Raw genomic sequence first — 25414 nt, forward strand, 5'->3', positions numbered from 1 at the left:
GCCATAATCATCGATTAACTTTTTTATAACATTAACCATAATACTTATAGGGTTTATCGTGATTACCTCTTTGAGCGTTTTATCATCTCGCAAGGCACGCGCTATGCGGTGGCTGGCGTCGATTATGCTGGTTAGCGCAGCACTCACCGCTTTTAACGCGAATGCCAACTCTTATCCTCTACCAGCAGAAGGCAGCCGTCTTATCGGTCAGAATTTTTTCCATGAGGTAAAAGATGACGGTGGTTCACTTGAGGCTATCGCCAAAAAATACAATGTGGGCTTCCTTGCTTTATTACAGGCCAACCCTGGCGTCGATCCCTATGTTCCCCGTGCGGGCAGTGTTTTGACCATTCCACGTCAGATGATACTGCCGGATGCGCCACGTGAAGGGCTGGTTCTCAATCTTGCCGAGCTACGCGTTTACTATTATCCCAAAGGAAAGAACAGCGTGACGGTTTACCCGATTGGTATCGGCCAGCTTGGTGGTGATACGGTAACGCCAACGATGGTGACCAGTGTTTCAGATAAAAGGGCCAATCCTACCTGGACCCCAACCGCAAATATTCGCGCTCGTTACCTGGCAAATGGCATCAAGCTGCCAGCTGTTGTTCCTGCCGGGCCTGAGAACCCAATGGGCCATCATGCGATTCGTCTCGCAGCCTTTGGCGGAGTTTATCTACTGCACGGAACTAACGCAGATTTCGGCATCGGCATGCGTGTCAGCTCAGGCTGTATTCGTCTGCGTGATGGCGATATCAAAGCGCTGTACAAAGATATGCCTGTCGGAACGCCAGTTCGCATTATTAATACCGCGATTAAAACGTCCATCGAGCCAGATGGCAGACGTTTAGTTGAGGTGCATCAGCCACTGTCGAAAAATATTAATGATGATCCTCAAGTGCTGCCGATTACGCTGACTGAACAAATGAAACAGTTCCAGGCCGCCCCTGAAACTGACGCGACAGTTATGGAACAGGCGATGCTGCACCGCTCTGGCATGCCAATTGAAGTCAACGCGCATACTGTAGCGACCAACGAAATCTGATTATCACGCTAGTTCGGATAGAAAAAAGGCCCTGTTTTTCAACAGGGCCTTTTTTATTGAATGGGCGCGACCAACACCGCTGCAACTTGAAGTATGAAGGGTATGCTTATTTATAAATTACCGCAGTACCGTGCAAAGTGTTCGGGCCGGTAACTGAAGTAATACGGAATGAGCTGGCACCCATTTGTTCGGCTTTCTCAGCCAGTTGATCTTCCAGCGAACCCAGGTTTGTCCCAGCTGTTGCGGTGATTGTGCCGACTTTCTGTTGACCGGTTGGCGTTGCCTGCACTTCAACAGCGGCAAAGCTTGCGAAAGAGAGTGAACTAAGAACAGCAGCAGCGATAAGAGTTTTTACGTTTTTCATGTTATTTACCTTGAGCAGATGATTTAGTAGGCCGTTAAGTTCTTTACTTAACGATCGATAACTAAATCATAGATGTGATCTGCATCACGCGTCAAACTATTTTTATAACGCTCGTTAATTATTTTATAAACGCACTATTTTTCATAAGCATAGGATTAAATTATTTTTAATAATCAACCTATAGCTTACACGTGTTATTATTTTTATAATGATCGTTTATTAAACAGACAAAGGTTAAACGGTTCCCATGTCCACTGACACTAGTTGCGTTAAAAAAAGCCGTGGCCGACCGAAGGTGTTTGATAGGGAAGCTGCACTTGACAAGGCCATGGCTTTGTTCTGGAAACACGGCTACGAAGCCACTTCTATGGCACATTTAGTTGAAGCAACAGGTGCAAAAGCGCCAACGCTTTATGCAGAATTCACCAACAAAGAAGGTATGTTCAAGGCAGTATTAGATCGCTATATCGCACGAGTAACGCAGCAGCGTGAGGCTTGCCTTTATTGCGAAGATCGTACTCTGGAACAGACCCTGGAAGATTATCTCTCTTTGCTGGCAGAGATGTTTACTGACAAAGAGACACCATCAGGCTGCTTTATGATATGTACCTCTGCGGTGTTGGCCGTCTCTTCGGAAGATATCTCCGCGATGATAAAAATGCGTCAGTCGATGCAGGAAGCGACTCTGGTTCACTTCCTGGAGCAGCGACAGCAAAAAGGTGAAATTCCGGCAACCACAAGCGTACGCAATCTGGCGAAATATCTCTGTTGTATCATTCAGGGGATGTCGATCAGCGCAATCGAAAATGCCAGCTATGAAGAGCTGATGCAGATCGTGAAAACCACACTACGATTGTTACCGGAACTAAAGAAAATCTAACCATGGGCGGCTTTACCGCCCTTTTTGTATTAACGCTCTCGCCCTTTGCTCCAGTAGGCCATAAAGTTGATGGCGTCATGGCTCACACCGCATTTTCCAATTAAGTAACGGCGCAGCATTTTCACAACCGATGATTCCGCCGCAACCCAGCCGTAAAAAGCGTTACTGGCCGTTGTGGCTTTATCCCACAACAGTTCACCTTCAGCCTCTTCATTAACTGTTTCTGTAATCCCCGCAGCTTTAGGGAGTTGGGCACATTCACTTACCGCCTTGAGTAAGCACTCCCCATGCCTTGCGTTGACAGCCTTTCGCGGCAACCAATGAATTTTCGCAAAACCAAATTCACTTAAATCCACGCAATCCCCCTGCTCAGGGACTTCAAAAAACGCCTGAATTTTTGGAGGATTTTGCAGTTTCGATAGCAGTTCAAGTATGCCTCGCGCCGCAGGCAATGCAGTTTCATCCGCAACAATTAATCCCTGGCGCAAATCCGCAGGTGGCGTCCATTCATAACCGCCGCTGTCTGCCGGGTAATCGGCATTCGGCGCGACAATTTGTATTTTGTCACCGGATTGCGAGCTAATCGCCCATGCGGAGGCAGGCCCTTCCGTGCCGTGACTGACGAATTCAACAGTCACTTGCTGACGCTCGCGGTCAACGTGCCGCAAGGTATAAGTACGCACAATCGGCCGCTTTTCTTTGGGTAATTCTTGCAACAACGAATACCACTGCCCATGTTCTGGCAAGTTCGGAATTGAACCATCTTCAGACGGGAACAACATTTTGATTCGCTGGTCGGGCGAATCACATTTCATGTTTGCCACATCCGGACCGCCAAATACCAGACTCAACAGCGAAGGTGAAACGTGTGATTTATGCATTAGCTGCACATTAAACAATCTGTAGCTTTGTACCTCTGCCATTTCAGCTCCTTTGCCTTGTCTTGCCATCGCCAAAAAAATTACCCACAGAAATCATATGATTATTCATAAGATTAATTTGAGAAATACTATCAATTGAGATTGATAATGAGAACCGTTATCGGCAGAATTCAGCTCGTTCTTATTTCAAAACATTTTCAAATGTTAATATTTTCCCATCCAAGGAATGATGATGATGCATAAAAACGCACGCTGGGTGCTTAACCCGTTGCTTCTGGCGATGATGGCTCCGGCTTTCGCGCAGCAAACTTCCGAAGAAAATATTCTGGTTTCTGCGAACCGTATGCATCGTACGGTGGCTGAAATGGCGCAGACCACTTGGGTTATTGAAGGCACCGAGCTTGAGCAACAGATTCAGGGAGGCAAGGAGCTGAAAGACGCACTTGCACAGTTAATTCCCGGTCTGGATGTCAGTAGCCAAAGCCGTACCAACTACGGCATGAACATGCGCGGCCGTTCTATCGTGGTTTTAGTGGATGGCGTTCGTCTGAACTCTTCCCGTACCGATAGCCGCCAGCTCGACTCTATTGACCCTTTCAACATTGAACACATCGAAGTTATCTCTGGTGCAACTTCGCTGTATGGCGGTGGTAGTACTGGTGGTCTGATTAATATCGTGACGAAAAAGGGCCAGCCTGACACTCAGGCCGAATTTGAAACCGGGATTAAGTCTGGTTTTAACAGCAGTAAAGATCATGATGAACGTGTCGCCAGCTCCATTTCTGGCGGTAACGATAATGCCTCTGGCCGTTTATCTGTGGCTTATCAGAAATTTGGTGGCTGGTTTGATGGCAATGGCGACCAGACTTTGCTCGATAACACGCAAACCGGTTTACAGTATTCCGACCGTCTGGATGTCATGGGTACCGGCACGATAAATATTGATGAAACCCAGCAACTGCAGGTGGTGACTCAATATTATAAGAGCCAGGGAGACGGTGATTACGGGCTGAATCTGGGTGAAAATTTCTCTGCAGTGACCGGTAATGGCAAAGCGTTTGTCAGTGACAATCTTAATTCTGACCGCATTCCTGGTACCGAACGCCATCTGATTAGCCTGCAATACTCCAACAGCGACTTCCTCGGCCAGGAAGTGGTTGGGCAGATTTACTATCGTGATGAGTCTCTGACCTTCTATCCTTTCCCGACGCTCACGCGTGGAGCCGTAACCAGTTTCTCGGCCTCCCAGCAGGATACCGATCAGTACGGGGCGAAACTGGCTCTTACCAGCCAACCGCTGGATGGCTGGCAGATTACCTATGGCGTCGATGCCGATCACGAGAGCTTTACCTCGAACCAAATGTTCTTTGATCTCGCAAAAGCCAATGCTTCAGGTGGTCTGAATAATCAGAGCATTTACACCACTGGCCGCTATCCAGGTTACACCATCACTAACCTCGCTCCGTTCCTGCAAAGCAGTTATGACATCAACGATCTGTTTACCCTGAGCGGCGGCGTGCGTTACCAATGGACTGAGAACAAAGTCGATGATTTTGTTGGCTTTACTCAGCAACAAGGTATTGCAAACGGTATCGCTCAGTCTGCGGACGCAATCCCTGGCGGCAGCACGGATTACGACAACGCGTTATTCAATGCTGGTCTGTTAATGCATATTACTGACCGCCAGCAAGCGTGGTTTAACTTCTCACAAGGTGTAGAGCTTCCTGATCCAGGCAAATACTACGGTAATGGCACTTACCGACTGGTGAATGGCCATTACCAACTGGTAAATAGCGTGAACGTCGGGCAGTCAAAACTTCAGGGGATCAAAGTCGATTCTTATGAGTTGGGTTGGCGTTATACCGGTGATAGCCTGCGAAGCCAAATTGCGGCGTACTACTCGTTGTCTGACAAGTCGATCTCCATCAACCGCGCAGATATGACCATCAATGTGGAAGATGACAAGCGTCGTATTTACGGTGTTGAAGGTGCTGTGGATTACTTTATTCCAGACTCGAACTGGAGCACCGGCTTTAACTTTAACGTGCTTAAGTCCGAAACTAAAGTGGATGGCAAATGGCAGAAATGGGACGTGATTTACGCAAGCCCTTCAAAAGCCACCGCGTATGTTGGCTGGGCACCAGACCCGTGGAGCCTGCGAGTTCAAAGCCAGCAGACCTTTGATTTAACCGATGCCAGCGACAATAAGATTAATGGTTATAACACCGTCGACTTTATTGGAAGCTACGCTCTACCACTAGGCAAGCTGAGCTTCAACATCGAAAACCTGCTTGATAAAGACTACACCACCGTGTGGGGCCAGCGCGCACCATTGCTTTACAGTCCAACGTACGGCAGCCCTTCGCTGTACGAATATAAAGGGCGTGGGCGCACTTACGGTGTGAATTACTCCCTGCAATTCTAAATTGATCACAGCAGGCTGGCTAAAAACCAGCCTGCTTTTTTACTCTCATACACAAAATCCTTCTCGACCAAAACCCAGTAGTCATTTAAAACATAGGGACTCTAATGATAGGTACGGCTTATATTTGGTAGGATTAGCTTATGTTGGCAGGTTTAATCGGTTTAGGTTCAGTCATCGAAACAGCATATCTCCCGGCGCTACGCCGCATCTCTACTCCCTTGCTCAAATGTTACGGTTATGACGCTGACCCGGCGCGTGAGATTGACGGCATTACCCGTTGTGATTCCCTGGATGCACTTTTAGCAATGCCGCTCGACGTGGTGCTTATCACGACATCGTCTCTTCATCACCTTCCCGTTCTTGAGCGAGTCTTGCAAAGTGATGTGCCTGCGATTGTGGTAGAAAAACCGGTTGCTGCCACACTTGCACAACTTGAGACACTTAAAACACTGCTCGCGCAACCACAAAATGCCGTGCGTGTTCTGGCTTTGGATCACTGGATGATTCGTACTCAAGCCTGTAATCACATTCACAACATCAATGAGATAAAGTGCATCGAAGGTTTTTTAATGGAGCCAAGTGGTTTTAATGCCGCAGGTGAGCCGATTGCCCTGAACTTTGCAACGGGTGAAGCGGACACCCGCCAGTTGCGTCATCCTGACGGTGTAATTGTCGATATCGGTACTCATACTCTCGCCATGATGCGTGAAACTGTCCATCAGTTAGGTGGCAATGACCAGCTCACCGTGGAACTCAGTTACGCACGCGACCGCCTGGGGAATGCAATTGCGGCGGGTGACTTCACTACCGCGGAAGGTGAAGCGCTGTTAACCGGAACGATGAGCGGCATTCCCTTTACGCTCCATCTCAATAAATATGCCGGGCCTGCTGGCGGCCAAAAAGGGATGCGAATTCATCTTCATAACGGGCAAATTATCAATATCGATCGTCAAGGTTTGAATGAGGTAGTTGAACGGATTTCTGAACAGGGAACCGAGTGCAGCACCTTGGCGGGGCCGCTTTACGACCGTTGTTTACATGATGTTGTCTTTGGCGAGCAAAGGTTGTTCTTGCGCACACCTGAAGAAATACCAGCCTACACTCAGCGCCGGATAGCAGAAGTTACTGCCTTGCTGGGGTTGCAACAGCAGTTACGCGGCCCACATTGATGGGATTTTCACGGCACAAAAGAACAACTTTATGGATTGCCAGAGAACGGCCATTTGTTTGTGGAAAATATTTGACTGATCGTTCCATAATCAATACTATGCCGCTTCAACTCATTTCGAGTCACCCTTCCCTATGAGTGTCGAAAAACCAACTTATCCTGGTCGTCCAAGAACGTTCGAAGACAAGGATGTCATTGATGCCGCTGTAGCTGTTTTTAGTACTCATGGTTACGCGGGCACCTCTGCGCAAGATTTATGCAATGGCACCGGATTAGGGCGGGGAAGCTTATATAATGCCTTTGGTAGCAAGCAGGCTCTGTATGAGCAAGCTTTGTTGCGTAGCCATGAGCAAACAATGTCGGCACAGCTAGCAATTCTTACACAATCTGGTCCGGTGAAAGAACGATTACATACCCTTCTGCTCTGGGGTATTACCGAAGATCTCTCGCAACCAGAACAACATGATGCAATGGTCCTTTTTTCTGCTCTGGAGCAAGGCAGTAAAGACGGAACAGTTGCCAACCTGAACAGGGAATATCGCCAGCGTTTAGAACAAACTTTGGTATTGGTATTTTCCGAGGGTCAACAGAATGGTGAACTAAGCAATAAAGCTTCAGCTATAGAAATGGCAAGAGGTTTTATGGCGGGTTACTATGGTTTACGTGTTCTAAGCAAAAATATTTCAGATAGAAAAACCCTCGAAGATGTCGTCGTTGGCCTGTTAATCAACTTGTAATTTCCATCTAAAAATCTCATCTATTTTTGCCTTTCATTTTGTAACGATCATTCCAATACATGGAGAAAATTAAAAATTATGCCGTTAGTTGTTTATATTTTAGGATTGGCTATTTTTTCGCTTGGCACTGCTGAATTAATGGTAGCGGGTATGATGTCTACCCTATCAGACGCATTCGATATTACGGTGGGTGAAGTCGGGCATCTCATCTCTTATTATGCTTTTGGCGTGATGTTGGGCGGCCCAGTATTAACCTATGTTTTTCTAAAATTTAAAGCTCCCTATAGAACAACATTATTATGGCTATTAGGGCTGTATGTTATTGTTCAAGGATTTAGTGCGTTTGTCTCGGATTACAATGTTCTGGTCGCAATCCGAATTGTGACGGGTATTTTGTGCGCGGGTTGTTTGAGTCTGTCTTTAGCAACAAGCATGGCACTCGTGCCTGTGGAGAGTCGTCCACGCGCGGCTTCAATCGTCATCGCTGGCTTTATGGTATCTAACGTTTTTGGCGTCCCGCTTGCGACTATCATCGATCAGCAATGGGGCTGGCGAATGAGCTTTGGATTGGTCGCCATTCTTGTCTTCATATGCCTGTGCGCATTAGTGCGTCTATTACCGCCTATGGCTGGCGGTAGTACCATCAAAATGGCTGAAGAAATAAAAGCATTCAAAAACAAAGCTTACTGGAAAGCCTGTACCACAAGCTGCTTAATTTTAGGTGCCAGTTTTGCCGCCTTTAGTTATTTCGTACCCGTATTGGTTGATGTAGCTGATTTTAATATGCAGACAGTCCCCTTTATTTTGATGCTCTATGGCCTGGCGAACATTGTGGGTAATATGATAACCGGAAGGCTGGCATATCGTCATAGCTTAGCCATTATGGTCGTCGGGTTAATTGTTCTAAGCATTTCATTATTAGGCATGGCCTTATTTGCACAATATCAATCGATCGCAATTCTGGCAGTCATATTTATCGGTTTATCTGGCGTTCCTATGAATCCAGCAATGATGGCACGTATTGTTAGTGTGGCTCATCCAGGTCCGATGGTAAATGCGGTTCATACCTCGGTAATTAATATTGGTTTGGGTGGCGGTTCTTATTTAGGTGGAATGGCTATTTCATCTGGGTATGGATTACGATCGGCCTTATGGATTGGTCTGATATTAGCTATTCTGGCTTTATTGTCTGTTTTACCTTATGCACGCCGTGGAAAACAGGGATGGAATTAATCTACTGAATCGTAACTAAAACGCCCGAGTCATCGATGATCCGGGCGTTTAGCGATCAATTTAAAACCGTTAGATTTTGTTTAAAACTAACTGGCCATTGTCATTGAGCGGAATCTGCGTGCCAGGGTCTTTATCCATACGGATTTTGCCCTGCTGATCGCCAATGCGATAAGTTACGTCATAACCGATCATTTTCTCTGATTTGTCATAGACGGTTTTGCATTTCTGCTGGCTAGTGGTGTAGGTGTCGCGGTCTTGCATTGCGCCCTGAGCCTGGTTACCTGCGTAACCACCACCTAATGCACCGGCAACCGTTGCAACATCTTTACCACGCCCACCACCAAACTGATGGCCAATAACACCACCTGCAACAGCTCCCAGCGCAGAACCAAGAATGCGGTTCTCATCCTGGACAGGACGGCGGTGAGTTACCGTTACGTTGCGGCACTCCTGGCGTGGCGTTTTTACTGTTTCCTTAATGGGTGTCGCTGACACTACCTGTGCGTACTGAGGGCCACGGTCAAAAACATTCATGCTGGCAACCGCTGCCACACCCAGTGCTGCGGCCACACCGATACCTATACCCGCTAACATTGATTTATTCACAGGACATCCTCCTGATTGTGCAATTGCTTACAATTTTGCAGCCAAAGGAGGCTTTCCACAAATCAGACAACGGATGAAAAATGCGGATTCATAGGCTGGAACCATGTGTTTGAGAGAAATCCTAAGCATGAAATGTTCATTTATGGATTTTTATGCTGCCATGTATAAAAAAACCCGGCTCAAGGCCGGGTTTGAATATCAATCTTAATCGCGATTAGTGCAGCTTCAGGCGCGGACGAATCACGCGGTTAATACTACCCACCAACATCATCAAGCCAGTTTTGAAGTAGCCATGCAGTGCGACCTGGTGCATGCGGTAAAGAGAGATATAGACGAAACGTGCCATACGCCCTTCTACCATCATCGAACCGCGCATCAGGTTACCCATCAGGCTGCCAACAGTTGAAAACTTAGACAGCGACACCAGTGAACCGTGATCCTTATAAACATAGGACTTCAGCGGTTTATCTTTCATCTGCGCCAGAATATTGGTCAGAACCAATGAGGCCATCTGGTGTGCCGCTTGTGCACGTGGAGGCACAAAGCCGCCTTCAGGACGTGCACAGGATGCACAGTCACCAATCGCGAAAATATCAGGGTCGCGGGTAGTTTGCAGCGTAGGCTCAGTCACCAGTTGGTTGATACGGTTAGTCTCAAGACCACCGATATCTTTCATAAAGTCTGGTGCTTTGATACCTGCAGCCCAAACCATCAGATCTGCTGCGATATATTCGCCATCTTTGGTATTGAGTCCACCAGCATCCGCAGAAGTCACCATGGTTTGCGTCAGAACACGCACGCCAAGTTTAGTCAGCTCGCTGTGAGCCGCTGCTGAAATACGTGGTGGCAGCGCAGGCAGAATGCGTTCACCGGCTTCCACCAGCGTTACATTTAGCGCTTCGTTCGTCAGGCCTTTGTAGCCGTAGCTGTGCAGCTGTTTCACCGCATTGTGCAGTTCCGCAGACAGCTCAACACCGGTAGCCCCGCCACCAACGATAGCAATATTCACTTTGCCGCTGGCACCCAGATTTGCAGAATACTTGAGGAACAGATTCAGCATTTCGGAGTGGAAACGACGCGCCTGATGCGGGTTATCGAGGAAGATACAGTTATCTTTCACTCCCGGCGTGTTGAAGTCGTTGGAAGTACTACCCAGCGCCATCACCAGCGTGTCGTAAGGGATTTTGCGTTCAGGAACCAGCAGCTCGCCTTTATCGTCACGCAGTTCTGACAGCGTCAGCGTTTTGCTTTCGCGGTTGATATCAACCACTGAACCAAGCTGGAACTGGAAGTGATGGTTACGGGCATGAGCCAGGTAGCTCAGCGCATCCACACCTTCATCCAGTGAACCGGTTGCGACTTCATGCAACAGCGGTTTCCACAAATGACTATGGTTACGATCGATAAGCGTAACTTTCGCTTTTTTACCACGGCCTAGTTTTTTACCGAGCTGAGTGGCCAGTTCAAGTCCGCCAGCACCACCACCGACAATGACAATCTTTCTTAATGGCGTAGTCAAAGTGACCCCCTTAAAATATTAACCAATTGTTAATTAAAGGTTATGTAAATAGCATTTAATTAACAACAAGTTACCTAAACAAACTCACTAATGTGACCAAAGAATAACATGGATGGTGTATTGGTCATACCAAAATTGATGTGCGTCAAATTTTTATGCCGAAAAGATAAACAAAAAGGGCCAGCACATAGCTGACCCTTTCACTTTTACGTCTTTAAGCCCCGGCTAGCCGAGGGTTTTGAACGCTTTTATACGTTGCAAATGTGGTGAGATATTTTTGAATTTATGGGTCTGTTCCTGATCCCATACGATTTCATAGTAATGATGCAGCAATTCTGCAGCACGGGTGTTATCGAGCGCTTCATCATTACGCGACAAAATCGCCAGGCAACGATCGCGGTTTTTCTCGCGGAAGTTTTGCACACACTTGGTCGAAATATCGCTGTACTCTTCAGGGCGATCGATTTTCCCTTCCATGTTCTCTTGCGGGAACAAATTCGGGTTAAAGATCACCTGACGAATATCGCACAAGAAACCGATACGTTCGGCCCAAAAGCCTCCAAGCCCAACGCCACAAATCAGTGGGCGTTCATCGTCACTGAGTTGCAGCATCTTGTCGACTTCTTTGAGCAGATGCTGCATGTCGTGTTTCGGATGCCGCGTGCTGTAACTGATAAGCCGCACGTCCGGGTCGATAAACTGGAGTTGCAGCACCTTTTCATGGTTACCAGGACTGTTAGAGTCGAAACCGTGTAAATAGATAATCATTGCATCCTCACCACACGAATTCAGGCCTTCTGGCCTGAGGAGTTAAAGACCCGCCTTGTGGGCTTGCCACTGCTCATGCAGCGCCTCAAGTTGCTGGCTTGCTGCCTTCCAGCGCGCTGATGACCTCAGCTCCTGACGGGTAAATGAACCTTTATGATACAAACCTGTAACACGTTCTGCTTTGACCGGAGACAGGTTATCTAACACGCTCACCGCACCATTACGATTATTGCAGACCAGGATCATATCGCAACCTGCATTCAGTGACGCCTGGCCACGTTCCGCATAGCTGCCCATAATCGCCGCCCCTTCCATCGACAAGTCGTCAGAGAAGATAACGCCGTTAAAACCAAGCTCACCACGTAACACGGTTTTCAGCCAGTGCGGGGAACCACTCGCCGGAAGTGGGTCAACGTCAGTGTAGATAACGTGCGCAGGCATAATGGCATCAAGTTTGTTATCGGTGATAAGCGTACGGAAAATCTGCATATCGTGTTCGCGGATAAGCACTTCATCACGCGGGTCACGCGGCGTTTCTTTGTGCGAATCTGCTGTTACCGCACCATGCCCCGGGAAGTGTTTGCCGGTAGTTTTCATGCCAGCAGCATGCATACCGTCGATAAAGCGTGTCGCCATAGCCAACGCTTTGTGCGGATCTTCATGATATGAACGCTCGCCAATGGCTGCGCTGATATGGCCAATATCCAGCACTGGCGCGAAGCTGATGTCGATATCCATGGCAATCATTTCGCTCGCCATCAACCAGCCCGCTTCCTGAGCCAGTTTGCCGCCCTGCTCAAGCCCATGTAACGCAGCAAATGATTGAGCCGCCGGTAGAAGGGTAAAACCCTCACGGAACCGCTGAACGCGTCCGCCTTCTTGATCAACGGCAACCACCAGACGGTTGCGGGAAGCCTCGCGGATTTGACGCACCAGTTCACGCAGTTGCTCGGGATCGTGATAGTTGCGGGTAAACAGAATCAGCCCACCAACCAGTGGATGTTTTAGTATTTCACGCTCTTCGGCATCCAGCTCAAAGCCTGCCACATCTAACATTACCGGACCCACATCAACCTCTCTTTATCAATTCTAATCCCGCAACTGGCTCCAGGCCTCGTCTGCAAGAGTTATAAATGTTCTATCCTGCGTTTGCGACCAACGACATTCATACCAGGATGCCATCAGCATAATGACCCAAGGTTGCCAACACGCGACCTGTCGGGCTAACGCTTCTGGCGGAATATGACTTAACTGCGCGTAAGCATGAACCAACTGCTCACTATCAACGTTACTAGCCAGCGCGATTGCCGCCAACTCCAGCGCCACATCCCCATCACCGGCATATTCCCAGTCGATAAGCTTGATACCGTCTGGCTGATTTACCAGGTTTCCGGCATGAACATCCATATGCAGTGGTGCCAGACGCAGTGGCTTAGGTTCACCCTGCCGCTTCATTTGTTTCAGCAACCGCAACCAGAGCAAACTTCTCCGTTGTGATGCGGCGTTTTGCCAATAATGCTCAAGCAATGGCAACAGACTGATTCGCCAGCCAAAACAGTGTTGACGATGCAAATCATACAGCAACGAAGTGAGCGTTTGCAGTGAGGGGAGTTCCGATTTCACCTCCCCATTCAGCCATTCAACGATAAGCCAGCCTTCTGCCAGACAAACGGGCCGAGGCCCTATTCCGGTAGGAAGGTGTCTCAGTGCCCGATATTGTCTACTGAGAGAAACCCCAGGCATTTGCGCTGCAAGCTGATGCCGCGCAACATACTCTTGCCCACCAAGGTTGAAATGCAGGCTGCCGCCGCTTAATCCCTGAAGATGAGAAAAGCAACCGGCGGCCTGAGCCGCCGGAAGATATTTCTCAATCACACGTTGCAGTGTCGAATTATTGAGTTTGTTGTACAGCACCGCTTCCTGACCAGATAATTTCGCCAGTTTGTACCAACATCAACTGCATTTTCAGCGTCGGTGCATTCACATTACCGCTGGCGTTGCTGTAGAGCACATATTGCGCGCCAACATTACGGGCAATGCCAATCGCTTTACTGCGCGATCCAAGACTGTCTTGCGGTGATAACCCTAATTGCTGTTTCGCCAGCGAAAGCTGCTGTGCTGAAACAAGGGTAAATTTGGCATTGTTCTCCAGCGCACCACGTAGTGCTTCTGTCGCTTTGCTGGTTTGCAGTGAACCATTAGTGTGGTTATTTACGCTGTCCACCAGCAATACGCCACCGGCTGTTACACCTTCGGCCTGAAGCATTTTGCCAACCATTGGCTGCATGGTGCTACCCCAATCGTAACTGCGCACTTTTGGTGTCGCAGGAATGGTTGGTTGTGGCTGTTCAATCGGGCCTGGCTGAGTGGGTACAGTTGGCACTGTTGGAACAGTTGGTTGCGGCTCTACTGGTTGCTGCGGAACAGGTTTTACTTCTTCCACAGGTGCAGGCGCTTCACCACGGTTAATACACCCGGATAAAATCATCGCCGCAGCGAGAATAACCAGATAACGATAGATTCCCTTAATCAAAATTCACCCCTTACAAAGAGAGAGAAAGACGTACTTTACGTGCGTCTGGATAACTGGCTATGGATGACACCGAAACGCTTGATTTCGCTGGTAACGTAATCGTGCGTTGCTGCTCGAGAGGATGAATCTCAAGACCCTTTTCGTCATACCAATAGAAACGATAGTTGATGATGACTGGGTTAGACTGTTCATTATATAGCTGGCTGCGAGAAACAGTGGCGCCCTTGTCAGTTGAAATTTCAGGCTTTTCAGCACTGACTCCCGCCGCCAACACAGATGCCTCCATGACCAGCGTTTGCCCATCATTAACAGGGATAGCAGGTTTGGAGCTACACCCTGCCATGACAATGACGGCCAATAGCATTAACAGCGGGTTATTTTTCATCAACTTATCCTTTATGCGTCAGCATCGGACCCAGCACGCGACCGCCCAACAGATGCATGTGGATATGATAGACTTCCTGCCCACCATGACGATTGCAGTTCATGATCAGACGATAGCCATCCTCAGCAATCCCTTCTTGCTCAGCAATTTTTGCAGCAACGGTCAACATGCGCCCCAACGCCAATTCATGCTCAGCGGTGACATCGTTAACTGTTTGGATCAGGATATTAGGGATAATAAGGATGTGGGTAGGTGCCTGCGGCGATATGTCACGGAATGCAGTAACTAACTCATCTTGATAAACGATATCTGCCGGAATTTCGCGGCGAATAATTTTACTGAAAATAGTTTCTTCGGCCATGACGTTACCTTTATTCATTAATTGCTGGCTATTTGCTCGTTTAAGTCGCTGCGCGCACAGGCTTAAAGGCATAACGTAAGAGTATGAGCGAGTTACTCGTGCTCTTTCAACCTTAACCCATTATTTCTTTATCACTCTTTGGGCAACCTGCTTCTCAGATCTTTCGTAAACCCTGCACTTCTCGTGATTAAAACCATATTTCACTTGAGCTGTAACATATGTTTACAGCTTATCAATGAATGAGTATATTTCTCATTTGCATTTTCATTCGTGTGTCACAAATAAAATCGCAAACAATCAATGTACTCTGTGACCGGACTCCTTTGGCACTGAGACACAACCTCCAATAATTCATAAGGGTTTAAGATGTCTTTAACCATTTCTACCAGGGATGGGCAACGCGCACCTGCCAGCGCTATTTCTATGCTGGCATCCTGTATTGCTTTCGCACTCGTTCCTTCAACCGCTTTCTCCGCCACTCAAAATGCAGAAGAAACGCTGGTTGTCGAAAACTCGGTATCTAACACATCCGATGCAGAAGAGAGCGATTACAGTGTTAAAACCACCACCAGCGGTACGAAAATGTTGCTGGTGCCGCGTGATATTCCGCAATCCGTTAGCATCATCAGCGAGCAGCGCATGCAGGACCAGAATCTTGAGTCACTGGGCGATGTCCTGAAAAACACCACGGGTATATCTGAAAGTGTTGCCGACTCCGACCGCAGCAACTTCTACTCGCGTGGTTTTTTAATAGACAACTATATGGTCGATGGCATCCCAACGCTGTTTGAATCGCGCTGGAACCTGGGCGATGCCTTGACCGATACTGCGATGTATCAGCAGATTGAAGTTGTCCGTGGTGCTAATGGCCTGATGACTGGTTCCGGTAACCCTTCAGCCGCCGTCAATATGGTGCGCAAACATGCCGATAGCCGTGAATTCCAGACCAACGTTTCGGCAGAGTATGGGAGCTGGAATAAACAACGCTATGTTGCTGATATGTCTACGCCACTGACCGACAATGGTAATGTTCGCGGCCGCATGGTTGCAGGTTATCAGGATAACGACAGCTGGCTTGACCGCTACAACCAGAAGAAAAAATTCTTCTATGGTGTGCTCGATGCGGATTTGACCGAGGCCACCAGTTTCTCAGTCGGTTATGACTATCAGGAAACCAACGTGAATAGCCCGACCTGGGGCGGTATTCCACGTTGGTACACCGATGGCAGCAAAACTGACCCGGACCGCAGCTACAGCACGGCCCCTGACTGGGCTTACAACGACAAAGAATCGCAGCGTACTTTCGTCACTCTGAAGCAAAAACTGGGCAATGACTGGCAGCTCACGGTTAACGGCACGCACACGGAAATGGACCTCGAGAGTAAGCAACTTTACCTGGATGGACTAGTAGATAAAAACAGCGGCATGATGGTTAGCCCATATGGCGCATCCTACCCATATGTAGGTGGCACGGGTTATAACACCGGTAAGCGCAAAGTGGATGCTCTCGATACCTTTGCCAATGGCTCTTATGAACTCTTCGGCCAGCAGCATGAACTCATGGTTGGAACCAGCTACACCAAACAGAACAATACTTATTACAGCTCGTGGGAAAACATCAGCGATACCCAGTTAGGCAATTACAATGACTATGACGGCAACTTCCCGGAAACCAACTGGACGCCATTGAGTCTCGCTCAGGAAGATACGGTTCGCCAGAAGTCTGCTTATATGGCGACTCGTATTACTCTAGCCGACCCTTTGCACGTCATCGTGGGTGCGCGTTACACCAAATACAATCTGCATACGCTAACCCAGGAGCTTGAGAAAAATAACACGTCGCCTTATGCCGGCGTGGTGTTTGATATCAATGATGACTGGTCAACATATGCAAGTTATACCTCCGTCTTTAAGCCGCAAACCGAGCGTGACGAGCAAGGGAATTACCTTACCCCAATCACAGGTAACAACTATGAAGCAGGCGTGAAATCAGACTGGATGAATAGCCGTCTGACCACGTCTCTTGCCATCTTCCGTATTGAGCAAGATAACCTCGCGCAATCGACCGGCATGGTAATTCCAGACAGCAACGGTGAAACGGCCTACCGTGAAGCTGATGGTACCGTGAGTAAGGGTGTGGAGTTTGAGATTAACGGCGCGTTGACTGATGACTGGCAGATGACATTTGGTGCAACACGTTATATTGCAGAAGACAGCGACGGTAAAGCTGTTAACCCTAATCTGCCTCGCACTTCAGTTAAATTGTTCACCAGTTACCGCATCCCAACACTGCGCGAGCTAACAGTGGGTGGCGGTGTTAACTGGCAAGATCATGTGTGGGCGGATGTTCCAGTACCGGGTGGTACTTTCCGTGCGGAACAAGGCAGTTATGCGTTGGTTGATTTGTTTGCCCGTTATCAGGTTACGAAAGCGTTCTCGTTACAGGCGAACATCGATAACTTGTTCGACAAAACTTACGACAGCAACATCGACAGCCGTTCCATCGTCTACGGCGCACCGCGCAACTACTCTGTCAGCGCTAATTACGCTTTCTAATCGTCTTAATGGTGGATGGCGCAAGATTATTCACCATGCAAAATTGGTTTCAAATCATAGCCTAAATAGTTCAAGTTGCAGGTAGGCGGCAAATGAGCGAATCCCCAGGAGCTTCCTAAAGTAAGTGACTGGGGTGAGCGAGTGCAGCCAACACCCCTGCAACTTGAAATATGACGGCTATGGGGTGGCAATAAAAAAGGGAGGCCAATGGCCTCCCTCAGTTCTCCCCAACGACTTCTTAGCTGTTACGGATCCACTCATCCATTTCAGTTTTCAGGTTATCGGATTTAGTACCGAAGATTGCCTGAACGCCTGAACCAGCTACTACTACACCTGCCGCACCCAATTTCTTCAGGCCAGCCTGGTCGACTTTAGAAATGTCGGCCACGCTAACACGCAGACGGGTAATACACGCATCCAGGTTAGTGATGTTTTCTTTACCGCCGAAAGCGCTAACCAGAGCCGGTGCCATTTCGCTTGTGGAAGTGGTACTGGTTTCGGTTGTTGCATCTTCACGACCTGGAGTTTTCAGGTCCAGCGCTTTAATCAGCACACGGAACACGGTGTAGTAAATCGCCGCGTAGCACAGGCCAACAATTGGGAACAACCACAGTTTGCTGCTGTTTCCGCTCAGCACGATGAAGTCAATCAGACCGTGAGAGAAGGAAGTACCGTCACGCATACCCAGAAGGATACAGATTGGGAACGCCAGGCCTGCCAACACCGCGTGGATGATGTACAGGATTGGAGCAACGAACATGAAGGAGAACTCGATTGGCTCGGTAATACCGGTCAGGAACGAGGTCAGTGCAGCGGAGATCATGATACCGCCGACTTTTGCACGGTTCTCAGGTTTAGCTGAGTGCCAGATTGCGATAGCAGCAGCAGGCAGACCATACATTTTAAACAGGAAGCCACCAGACAGTTTGCCCGCAGTTGGGTCACCTGCCATGTAACGTGGGATATCGCCGTGGAATACCTGACCTGCAGCATTGGTGTATTCACCAATTTGCATCTGGAATGGAACGTTCCAGATGTGGTGCAGACCGAATGGTACCAGGCAGCGCTCTACGAAACCGTAGATACCGAATGCCACAACCGGGTTCTGGTAAGCAGCCCACTGAGAGAAGGTCTGGATAGCCGTACCGATTGGAGGCCAGATGAAGGACAGCACAACGCCCATGAAGATCGCAGCCAGACCAGAGATGATCGGTACGAAACGTTTACCGGCGAAGAAGCCCAGGTATTCTGGAAGCTTGATGCGGTAGAAACGGTTAAACATGTAGGCTGCGATTGCACCCGAGATAATACCGCCCAGAACACCGGTATCAGCCAGGTGCTTTGAGGCGATCTCTTCTGCAGGGATATGCAGTACCAATGGCGCAACAACTGCCATGGTTTTAACCATGATGCCGTATGCAACCACAGAGGCTAATGCAGAAACGCCATCGTTATTTGTGAAGCCTAATGCCACACCGATAGCAAAAATCAGCGGCATGTTGGCGAATACTGAACCGCCCGCTTCCGCCATAACATGAGAAACCACTGCTGGCAGCCAACTGAAGTTTGCAGAACCGACGCCCAGCAGGATACCTGCGATAGGCAGTACGGATACTGGCAGCATCAGCGATTTACCCACCTTTTGCAGGTTAGCAAATGCATTCTTAAACATAATTGAGAGTGCTCCTGAGTATTTGTGCTTTTTTTACGCGTTATGCGCATCGGACTGGGGGGAGATCCGGTCCATAAACAGGCATCTAAGTGCCTTTTGATTTATTACGCAGAGTAAAATAAATCGAAGAAAGTTTGTTTGACGGCTATCACGTTTCTCAAACAGCCCAGTGAAAAACTTTCATAAGTTTACATTATGCGTATCTGAATGTTACAAAAACAGCCTTCACCGCCATTTTTATGGCGGTGAACTTTACTCGCTTAGATAATTAATTACGAGCTTTAAAATAAGTCAGATTTATCAGGCGGATTGCAAGCGGGAGTCAGGAATATGGAACAATGTAGCGAAGTTTTTTGTCGTCGCAACGGCCAATTCCTCAAGTGAAACACCTTTCAGTACCGCCATATATTCCGCCACATCGCGCGTCATTGCCGGTTGGTTTTCCTTACCACGATGCGGCACTGGCGCAAGGTAAGGTGAATCAGTTTCCACCAGTATGCGATCCAGTGGCACATAACGCGCCGCATCCCTGAGTTGTTCAGCATTGCGGAAGGTCACAATGCCGGAGAAAGAGATATAAAAGCCCATGTCGAGCAATTTTCCAGCAGTTTCTCTGTCTTCCGTAAAACAGTGTAGTACCCCACCGCAGTCTGTCACTTTCTCTTCGTGCAGAATGGTCAGGGTATCGGCACGAGCATCACGGGTATGAACAATGACCGGTTTGTTGAGCTCGCGGCCAATCTGAATGTGATGACGGAATGATTCCTGCTGGCGTGGTTTGGTTTCTGGGGTATAGAAATAATCCAGACCCGTTTCACCCATTGCCACAACGCCAGGATCAGCAGCCAGACGGCGAAGTTCCTCGACATCATAAGCTTCGGCCTGGTTTAGCGGGTGCACACCACATGAATAAGCAACGTTCTGGCGTTCGCCTACCAACTGACGCATATCGCGATAACCTTCAAGCGTCGTCGCAACTGCAAGGCAAAACTTCACATCGCGCGCGGCAGCTTTTTCCAGAACATCATCAACACTTTTATGAAGAGATTGATAATCGAGGCCATCGAGATGGCAATGTGAGTCAACCAGGAACATACAAATACTCTTTAAAGATGGAAGGTAGGGAGGACCGCACCCGGTTGCATTAAACGCTCCCAAGTGAGCAATTGTTCAGTCAGCATTAATTCTCGGTTCACGCCCACAACACTTAACAGTGTTTCACGACATGAAAACCAACTATGCAGTATAGCTTGTAGCATCGCGGGTGTTGCGCTGGAGGCAAGGTTTGCTACCAATGCGTGTTGGTCATCATTGGTCAACCACGGTGTAGCCCCTTGTTGCCATTTTAGTGCATCAACCAAAAGAGAGCATAACCAGTGGACACGGACAGCTGCATCATCACTATTCAACGCAGGCAATAACACCAGCATATTTTTAGTCGCACAGGCTTCATTAAGTTTGTCGCATAGCAACTGGCGGTGTTTCCACTGTTCTGGCTGCAAAAGAGCCAGAGCCCCTGCAGGTGCGCCTGAACTCAAACGCAATGCGGCACGCAGTTGTTCATTATCAAGCGTGATTTCCCGTGCCAGCCAGGCAAGGGCAAAATTCTCGTCAGGTGGAGTCAAATACCAGTACAGGCAGCGGCTTCTGAGCGTGGCGGGTAAACGAGCCGGTTCGCGGCTACCCAGGAAAAACCAGGTGTTCGCGGGCGGCTCTTCAAGCGTTTTTAACAGCGCATTGGCGGCCGCTTCAGTAAGCAGCCCGGCATCTTCAAGCCAGACGACTTTTGCCCCACCCTGCTGAGCATGGCTGTAGAGCTTCTCAGTAATTTCGCGGATGGCATCAATGCCAAGGCTTGATTTGCCCTTTTCAGGCGCAACGACATAGCTATCCGGATGTGTACCGGCCTGCATCAACTGGCAACTGCGACACTGGCCGCAGCTTTTACTCCCTTGCGGTTTCTGGCACATCAACCAGCGGGTGAGCGCGTAAATTAACGCGTCGTCACCCATACCGGCTAATGAATGAAGCAGTAATGCATGGTGCCCACGCCCGGCCTGATACTGGCTGAGGATTTGCTCAAAAGGCGCGCGTAACCATGGATACCATTTCATTACGCCAGCCCCTTAGCCCACTCAAGTACGGCGTTACGCACGTCTTGCGACACATCATCCAACGATTGTGTTGCATCAATCGTATGAATACGGCTGTCGGCTGCGGCGAGCTCAAGGTAACGCGCACGGGTGCGGTTAAAGAAGTCGACAGACTCTTGTTCGATGCGGTCTAGCTCACCACGCGCACGCGCACGTGTCAGGCCCACTTCTGGCGTGACATCGAGATAAATGGTCAGGTCCGGGTAAAAATCACCAAGCACTGTATTACGCAGCGCCATGAGTAATTCCTGATCGATGCAGCGACCACCGCCCTGATAAGCCTGTGTAGAGAGATCATGCCGATCGCCTATCACCCATGCGCCACGTGATAGCGCCGGTTTGATAACTGTTTCAACTAACTGCACGCGTGCTGCGTAGAACATGAGCACTTCAGCTTTATCAGTAACGATTTCGTCACCGATACCTTTGTTGTTCAGCGTCAGCTCGCGCAATCTTTCCGCAAGAGGTGTGCCGCCGGGTTCACGCGTGAACACCAGATCGGTTACACCCAGCTCTTTTAAAGTCGCAACGACCACGTTATGCGCGTTAGTTTTCCCTGCTCCTTCGAGCCCTTCAATGACGATAAATTTACTGACCATTCTTATCCTTCAGCGCTTTGATATACACCTGCACAGCCTGGTTATGACCTGCAAGGTTGGTATTGAATGTGTGGCCGCCCTTTCCATCCGCGACAAAATAGAGATACGGTGTTTTCGCCGGGTGAGCCGCAGCCTGTAGCGAGGCGTTGCCAGGGATCGCAATCGGTCCAGGCGGCATACCGCTAATCACGTAGGTATTATACGGCGTAGGCGTTTCGAGGTCTTTACGTGACAGTTTACCATTATAGCTTTCACCCATACCGTAAATTACCGTCGGGTCAGTTTGTAAACGCATGCCGATACGCAGACGATTGATGAATACCGATGCGACCTGATCGCGCTCTGCTGCGACAGCCGTTTCTTTCTCAATGATCGAGGCCATCGTCACCAAATCATTTTGAGTTTTATACGGCAGCCCTTCTTTTTTGCCATCCCACGCAGCCTGAACCGCTTTGACCATCCGCTCATGAGCACGTTTTAGCAGTGCGATATCTGTCGTATTTGCGGTGTATAGCCAAGTGTCAGGGAAGAACCAGCCCTCGACCCATTCAGGGTGTTCAAATTTTAAGGCTTCGGCAACCGTGGCGTAGCTATCATCTTTAAGCGTGTGCTGAATGTATGGCGCTTCGCGCAATTGCTTCAGCCAGTCGCTCAGGCGAGTCCCTTCCACAAAGCGAATCGGGAATTGCGCTTCTTTGCCGCTCGCTAACAGTTTGAGCATCTCACGCACTGTCATTTGCGGCGTGAAGCGGTAGGTACCCGCTTTGAAATTAGCTAGATCGGGCTCAACTTTCAGCAGCCACTGGAATACGCGTGGGCGATTAAGCAATTTTTCGTCATACAATTGTTTACCCAAAGCCAGGCGACCGGTGCCAGGTTTAAGGGTGAAAATGGTTTCTTGCGCAATGGTCAGGTGACTGTTAGCGAGCTGGCGGACTTTGTATAAGCCAACGCCTGCCGCCACGCCAAATACAACCAACAGCAGCAGAAAGAAACGTAGCATCTTTTTCATCGTTAATCGGTTACTCACAAAGTGGTGCTAAAAATTGATAAAGCTCGCGAGATTCAAATCGCCATAATTCAGCCTGGTTCACAGGGACAACCGGCATCAATGCATTGCAAATGAGTAACTCGTCGGCTTGAGCCAGACTTTCAGGACGCTCCCGCACTTGCGTTACTTGCCAGGGTGAGTCTGCAAGACAAGCAATAATATGCTGGCGCATCGTGCCGTTTACACCAGATTTATCCATATAAGGGGTAAAGACCTGAGATCCTTTACGCCAGAATAAATTAGCGGCACAGCATTCCGTAAGCCACCCATCACTGTCAAGAACCAGTGCTTCCTGGGCTTGCGTCTGTTCAAGATGCGTACGAATCAGCACTTGCTCAAGTCGATTCAGGTGTTTAATTCCGGCAAGATACGGGTTGATGCCCAATCGAATGTGGCTTAATGCCAGGGTAATCCCCTGCTCACGCCATTGTGGATAAAACGAAGGGTAAGCTGAAACGCTGAGTAGCCGTGTCGGATGTTGGCAATTTGCTGCACTGTAACCGCGCCCACCGCTACCACGAGTGATCAACACTTTTAGTACGGCTTGTGATTGTGACAATGCAAGCTGCTGCATTTCACTTTCAAGCAGTGACCATTCGACAAACGGGATAAGGAGTTTTTCACAGGCTTGTTTTAAACGGTCAAGATGCTGCGCCAAAAAGCGCACACTACCGTCTTTGACCCTTGCCGTTGTGAAACAGCCATCACCAAACTGCACGCCGCGATCGTTTGCCGGAAGATTTGCCGTCAACTCACCATTGATTAAATACATCATCGTTCCTCAATGTTCCGTGAATTAAGAGTGCCAGTGAGAATGGTGCAGCAAAAGAGGGATATTTAAGATGTATAAAGGGCTCGCAAGCGAGCCCTTTATTATCAGCCAATCAGACCTTTTTAAAGATCAACGAGCCGTTTGTACCACCAAACCCGAAGGAGTTACACAGGGTGTACTCCATTCCTTTTACCTGGCGTGCAACATGAGGAACAAAGTCCAAATCGCAACCTTCGTCAGGATTATCGAGGTTAATGGTTGGTGGAACCACTTGATCACGCAGTGCAAGGATAGAGTAGATTGACTCTACAGCCCCTGCAGCACCTAATAAGTGACCGGTCATAGACTTGGTTGAGCTCACCAGAACACGGTAGGCATCTTCACCAAAAATAGTCTTAACCGCTTGTGTTTCGGCTTTGTCACCAGCTGGCGTTGAAGTGCCATGTGCATTGACATAGCCCACCATGCCTGGAGTAATACCTGCATCACGCAGAGCATTTTCCATAGCCAGTGCAGCACCTGCCCCTGTTTCTGGTGGAGAAGTCATGTGATAAGCATCGCTGCTCATACCAAAACCAACGACTTCTGCGTAGATCTTCGCGCCACGTTTCTTAGCATGTTCGTACTCTTCGAGTACCATCATGCCCGCACCATCACCCAACACAAAACCATCACGGTCTTTATCCCACGGGCGGCTTGCCGCTTGCGGATTGTCATTACGGGTAGAAAGTGCACGTGCGGCACCAAAGCCACCCACGCCCAACGGAGTACTGGCTTTTTCTGCACCACCTGCAAGCATTGCGTCTGCATCGCCATAAGCGATGATACGCGCTGCCTGACCGATGTTATGCACACCAGAAGTACACGCTGTAGCGATGGAAATGCTAGGACCACGTAGGCCAAACATAATGGTCAGGTGACCTGCCACCATATTCACAATAGTAGACGGTACAAAGAATGGGCTGATCTTACGCGGGCCACCCTTAACGAGCGCGGCGTGGTTCTCTTCGATAAGACCCAGACCACCAATACCAGAACCGATTGCGGCACCGATACGGATTGCATTCTCTTCCGTTACTTCCAGACCAGAATCCAGCATGGCCTGGTGGCCAGCAACAATTCCATATTGAATGAAGGCATCCATTTTGCGCTGTTCTTTACGCGAAATGATGTCGTCACAGTTAAAATCCTTTACTAAGCCAGCAAATTTCGTTGCATAGGCGGTAGTATCGAAATGGTCGATTAGGCTGATGCCACTCTGACCGGCAAGGAGAGCTTTCCAGGTAGACTCTACGGTATTGCCGACAGGAGACAACATGCCCAGTCCGGTCACAACTACACGACGCTTAGACACGTTTGTCCTCCAGGGAGGGAAAAAATAATACTAGTGGGACACTTAGATAAAACTCAGGCGGTCGAATGACCGCCTGGAGATGTTCACTTACGCTTGGTGACCGTTGATGTAATCAATGGCAGCCTGAACGGTGGTGATTTTCTCAGCTTCTTCGTCCGGAATCTCAGTATCAAACTCTTCTTCCAGAGCCATTACCAGCTCAACGGTGTCAAGAGAATCAGCACCCAGGTCCTCTACGAAGGAAGCGGAGTTGATAACTTCTTCCTGCTTAACGCCCAGTTGTTCGCCGATAATTTTCTTAACGCGTTCTTCGATAGTGCTCATACTCTTAAATTTCCTATCAAAACTCGCT

Annotated in this window: 25 protein-coding genes; 7 read left to right on the forward strand and 18 right to left on the reverse strand. The window is 48.8% G+C overall.

What is annotated here, in order from left to right; translation table 11 throughout:
* The first annotated feature begins 103 nt into the window (after positions 1 to 103).
* The gene (locus EDF88_RS05205; RefSeq protein ID WP_064517955.1) at positions 104 to 1045 is read left to right on the forward strand and encodes a L,D-transpeptidase family protein; all 942 of its coding nucleotides are present in this window, start codon (positions 104 to 106) and stop codon (positions 1043 to 1045) included.
* Positions 1046 to 1151: 106 nt separating this feature from the next.
* On the opposite strand, the gene bhsA is transcribed toward EDF88_RS05205, so the two are convergent.
* Positions 1152 to 1409 (reverse strand): multiple stress resistance protein BhsA, encoded by a 258-nt coding sequence (gene bhsA, locus EDF88_RS05210; RefSeq protein ID WP_064517952.1) that lies wholly within the window; start codon positions 1407 to 1409, stop codon positions 1152 to 1154.
* A 247-nt stretch (positions 1410 to 1656) separates the two neighbouring features.
* Here bhsA and EDF88_RS05215 point away from each other — a divergent pair, with 247 nt between their 5' ends.
* Entirely contained in the window at positions 1657 to 2289 is a 633-nt protein-coding gene (locus EDF88_RS05215; protein ID WP_134183436.1) for a TetR/AcrR family transcriptional regulator, read from the forward strand.
* Between the two features lie 29 nt (positions 2290 to 2318).
* On the opposite strand, the gene EDF88_RS05220 is transcribed toward EDF88_RS05215, so the two are convergent.
* On the reverse strand, positions 2319 to 3212 hold the full coding sequence (locus EDF88_RS05220; RefSeq protein WP_134183438.1) for a siderophore-interacting protein: 894 nt from the start codon (positions 3210 to 3212) through the stop codon (positions 2319 to 2321).
* 193 nt (positions 3213 to 3405) lie between these two features.
* On the opposite strand from EDF88_RS05220, the gene EDF88_RS05225 reads away from it, so the two are divergent.
* The 4 genes from EDF88_RS05225 (at position 3406) to EDF88_RS05240 (ending at position 8733) form a co-directional block, all read left to right on the forward strand.
* Positions 3406 to 5595: a TonB-dependent siderophore receptor gene (locus EDF88_RS05225; RefSeq protein ID WP_134184165.1), complete on the forward strand. Its 2190-nt coding sequence runs from the start codon at positions 3406 to 3408 to the stop codon at positions 5593 to 5595.
* 140 nt (positions 5596 to 5735) lie between these two features.
* Positions 5736 to 6764 (forward strand): Gfo/Idh/MocA family oxidoreductase, encoded by a 1029-nt coding sequence (locus tag EDF88_RS05230; RefSeq protein ID WP_134183440.1) that lies wholly within the window; start codon positions 5736 to 5738, stop codon positions 6762 to 6764.
* Positions 6765 to 6897: 133 nt separating this feature from the next.
* Positions 6898 to 7500: a TetR/AcrR family transcriptional regulator gene (locus tag EDF88_RS05235; protein ID WP_064517944.1), complete on the forward strand. Its 603-nt coding sequence runs from the start codon at positions 6898 to 6900 to the stop codon at positions 7498 to 7500.
* 78 nt (positions 7501 to 7578) lie between these two features.
* The gene (locus EDF88_RS05240) at positions 7579 to 8733 is read left to right on the forward strand and encodes an MFS transporter (RefSeq protein ID WP_134183442.1); all 1155 of its coding nucleotides are present in this window, start codon (positions 7579 to 7581) and stop codon (positions 8731 to 8733) included.
* Positions 8734 to 8802: 69 nt separating this feature from the next.
* Here EDF88_RS05240 and EDF88_RS05245 read toward each other — a convergent pair whose 3' ends face one another.
* From EDF88_RS05245 to hinT, 8 genes are all read right to left on the reverse strand, one after another.
* A complete protein-coding gene (locus EDF88_RS05245) occupies positions 8803 to 9339 on the reverse strand; it encodes a glycine zipper 2TM domain-containing protein (RefSeq protein WP_064517940.1) in 537 nt (178 codons plus the stop codon).
* 214 nt (positions 9340 to 9553) lie between these two features.
* Positions 9554 to 10858 carry an NAD(P)/FAD-dependent oxidoreductase gene (locus EDF88_RS05250; RefSeq protein WP_034456136.1) on the reverse strand — a complete coding sequence of 435 codons (1305 nt, stop codon included), beginning with the start codon at positions 10856 to 10858 and terminating at the stop codon, positions 9554 to 9556.
* Between the two features lie 225 nt (positions 10859 to 11083).
* Positions 11084 to 11626 (reverse strand): alpha/beta hydrolase YcfP, encoded by a 543-nt coding sequence (gene ycfP / locus EDF88_RS05255; protein ID WP_064517936.1) that lies wholly within the window; start codon positions 11624 to 11626, stop codon positions 11084 to 11086.
* A gap of 42 nt (positions 11627 to 11668) precedes the next feature.
* A complete protein-coding gene (gene nagZ, locus EDF88_RS05260) occupies positions 11669 to 12694 on the reverse strand; it encodes a beta-N-acetylhexosaminidase (protein WP_134183444.1) in 1026 nt (341 codons plus the stop codon).
* Between the two features lie 21 nt (positions 12695 to 12715).
* Complete coding sequence (gene thiK / locus EDF88_RS05265; RefSeq protein WP_134183446.1) at positions 12716 to 13540, reverse strand: thiamine kinase; 825 nt, start codon at positions 13538 to 13540, stop codon at positions 12716 to 12718.
* Positions 13518 to 14114 (reverse strand): penicillin-binding protein activator LpoB, encoded by a 597-nt coding sequence (gene lpoB, locus EDF88_RS05270; RefSeq protein WP_243839599.1) that lies wholly within the window; start codon positions 14112 to 14114, stop codon positions 13518 to 13520. The genes thiK and lpoB overlap by 23 nt, the downstream gene beginning before the upstream one ends.
* A 55-nt stretch (positions 14115 to 14169) precedes the next feature.
* Positions 14170 to 14544, reverse strand: coding sequence for a DUF1425 domain-containing protein (locus EDF88_RS05275; protein WP_064517930.1), 375 nt, complete (start codon positions 14542 to 14544; stop codon positions 14170 to 14172).
* A 4-nt stretch (positions 14545 to 14548) separates the two neighbouring features.
* A complete protein-coding gene (gene hinT / locus EDF88_RS05280) occupies positions 14549 to 14905 on the reverse strand; it encodes a purine nucleoside phosphoramidase (RefSeq protein ID WP_134183450.1) in 357 nt (118 codons plus the stop codon).
* 366 nt (positions 14906 to 15271) lie between these two features.
* On the opposite strand from hinT, the gene fhuE reads away from it, so the two are divergent.
* On the forward strand, positions 15272 to 17461 hold the full coding sequence (gene fhuE / locus EDF88_RS05285; RefSeq protein WP_064517926.1) for a ferric-rhodotorulic acid/ferric-coprogen receptor FhuE: 2190 nt from the start codon (positions 15272 to 15274) through the stop codon (positions 17459 to 17461).
* Positions 17462 to 17699: 238 nt separating this feature from the next.
* On the opposite strand, the gene ptsG is transcribed toward fhuE, so the two are convergent.
* The 8 genes from ptsG to acpP form a co-directional block, all read right to left on the reverse strand.
* On the reverse strand, positions 17700 to 19133 hold the full coding sequence (ptsG, locus tag EDF88_RS05290) for a PTS glucose transporter subunit IIBC (RefSeq protein ID WP_064517924.1): 1434 nt from the start codon (positions 19131 to 19133) through the stop codon (positions 17700 to 17702).
* Positions 19134 to 19433: 300 nt separating this feature from the next.
* The gene (locus tag EDF88_RS05295) at positions 19434 to 20228 is read right to left on the reverse strand and encodes a metal-dependent hydrolase (protein ID WP_064517922.1); all 795 of its coding nucleotides are present in this window, start codon (positions 20226 to 20228) and stop codon (positions 19434 to 19436) included.
* Positions 20229 to 20239: 11 nt separating this feature from the next.
* Entirely contained in the window at positions 20240 to 21247 is a 1008-nt protein-coding gene (gene holB / locus EDF88_RS05300) for a DNA polymerase III subunit delta' (protein WP_064517920.1), read from the reverse strand.
* On the reverse strand, positions 21247 to 21885 hold the full coding sequence (tmk, locus tag EDF88_RS05305; protein WP_064517919.1) for a dTMP kinase: 639 nt from the start codon (positions 21883 to 21885) through the stop codon (positions 21247 to 21249). The genes holB and tmk overlap by 1 nt, the downstream gene beginning before the upstream one ends.
* On the reverse strand, positions 21875 to 22897 hold the full coding sequence (gene yceG, locus EDF88_RS05310; protein ID WP_064517917.1) for a cell division protein YceG: 1023 nt from the start codon (positions 22895 to 22897) through the stop codon (positions 21875 to 21877). The genes tmk and yceG overlap by 11 nt, the downstream gene beginning before the upstream one ends.
* A 10-nt stretch (positions 22898 to 22907) precedes the next feature.
* Positions 22908 to 23708, reverse strand: coding sequence for an aminodeoxychorismate lyase (pabC, locus tag EDF88_RS05315; protein ID WP_134184167.1), 801 nt, complete (start codon positions 23706 to 23708; stop codon positions 22908 to 22910).
* A 112-nt stretch (positions 23709 to 23820) separates the two neighbouring features.
* Positions 23821 to 25062 (reverse strand): beta-ketoacyl-ACP synthase II, encoded by a 1242-nt coding sequence (gene fabF / locus EDF88_RS05320; protein WP_064517913.1) that lies wholly within the window; start codon positions 25060 to 25062, stop codon positions 23821 to 23823.
* A gap of 87 nt (positions 25063 to 25149) precedes the next feature.
* The gene (gene acpP / locus EDF88_RS05325; RefSeq protein WP_034456161.1) at positions 25150 to 25386 is read right to left on the reverse strand and encodes an acyl carrier protein; all 237 of its coding nucleotides are present in this window, start codon (positions 25384 to 25386) and stop codon (positions 25150 to 25152) included.
* Positions 25387 to 25414: the final 28 nt, after the last annotated feature.

Source organism: Buttiauxella sp. BIGb0552 (assembly GCF_004366275.1).
Taxonomy (GTDB): Bacteria; Pseudomonadota; Gammaproteobacteria; order Enterobacterales; family Enterobacteriaceae; genus Buttiauxella; species Buttiauxella gaviniae.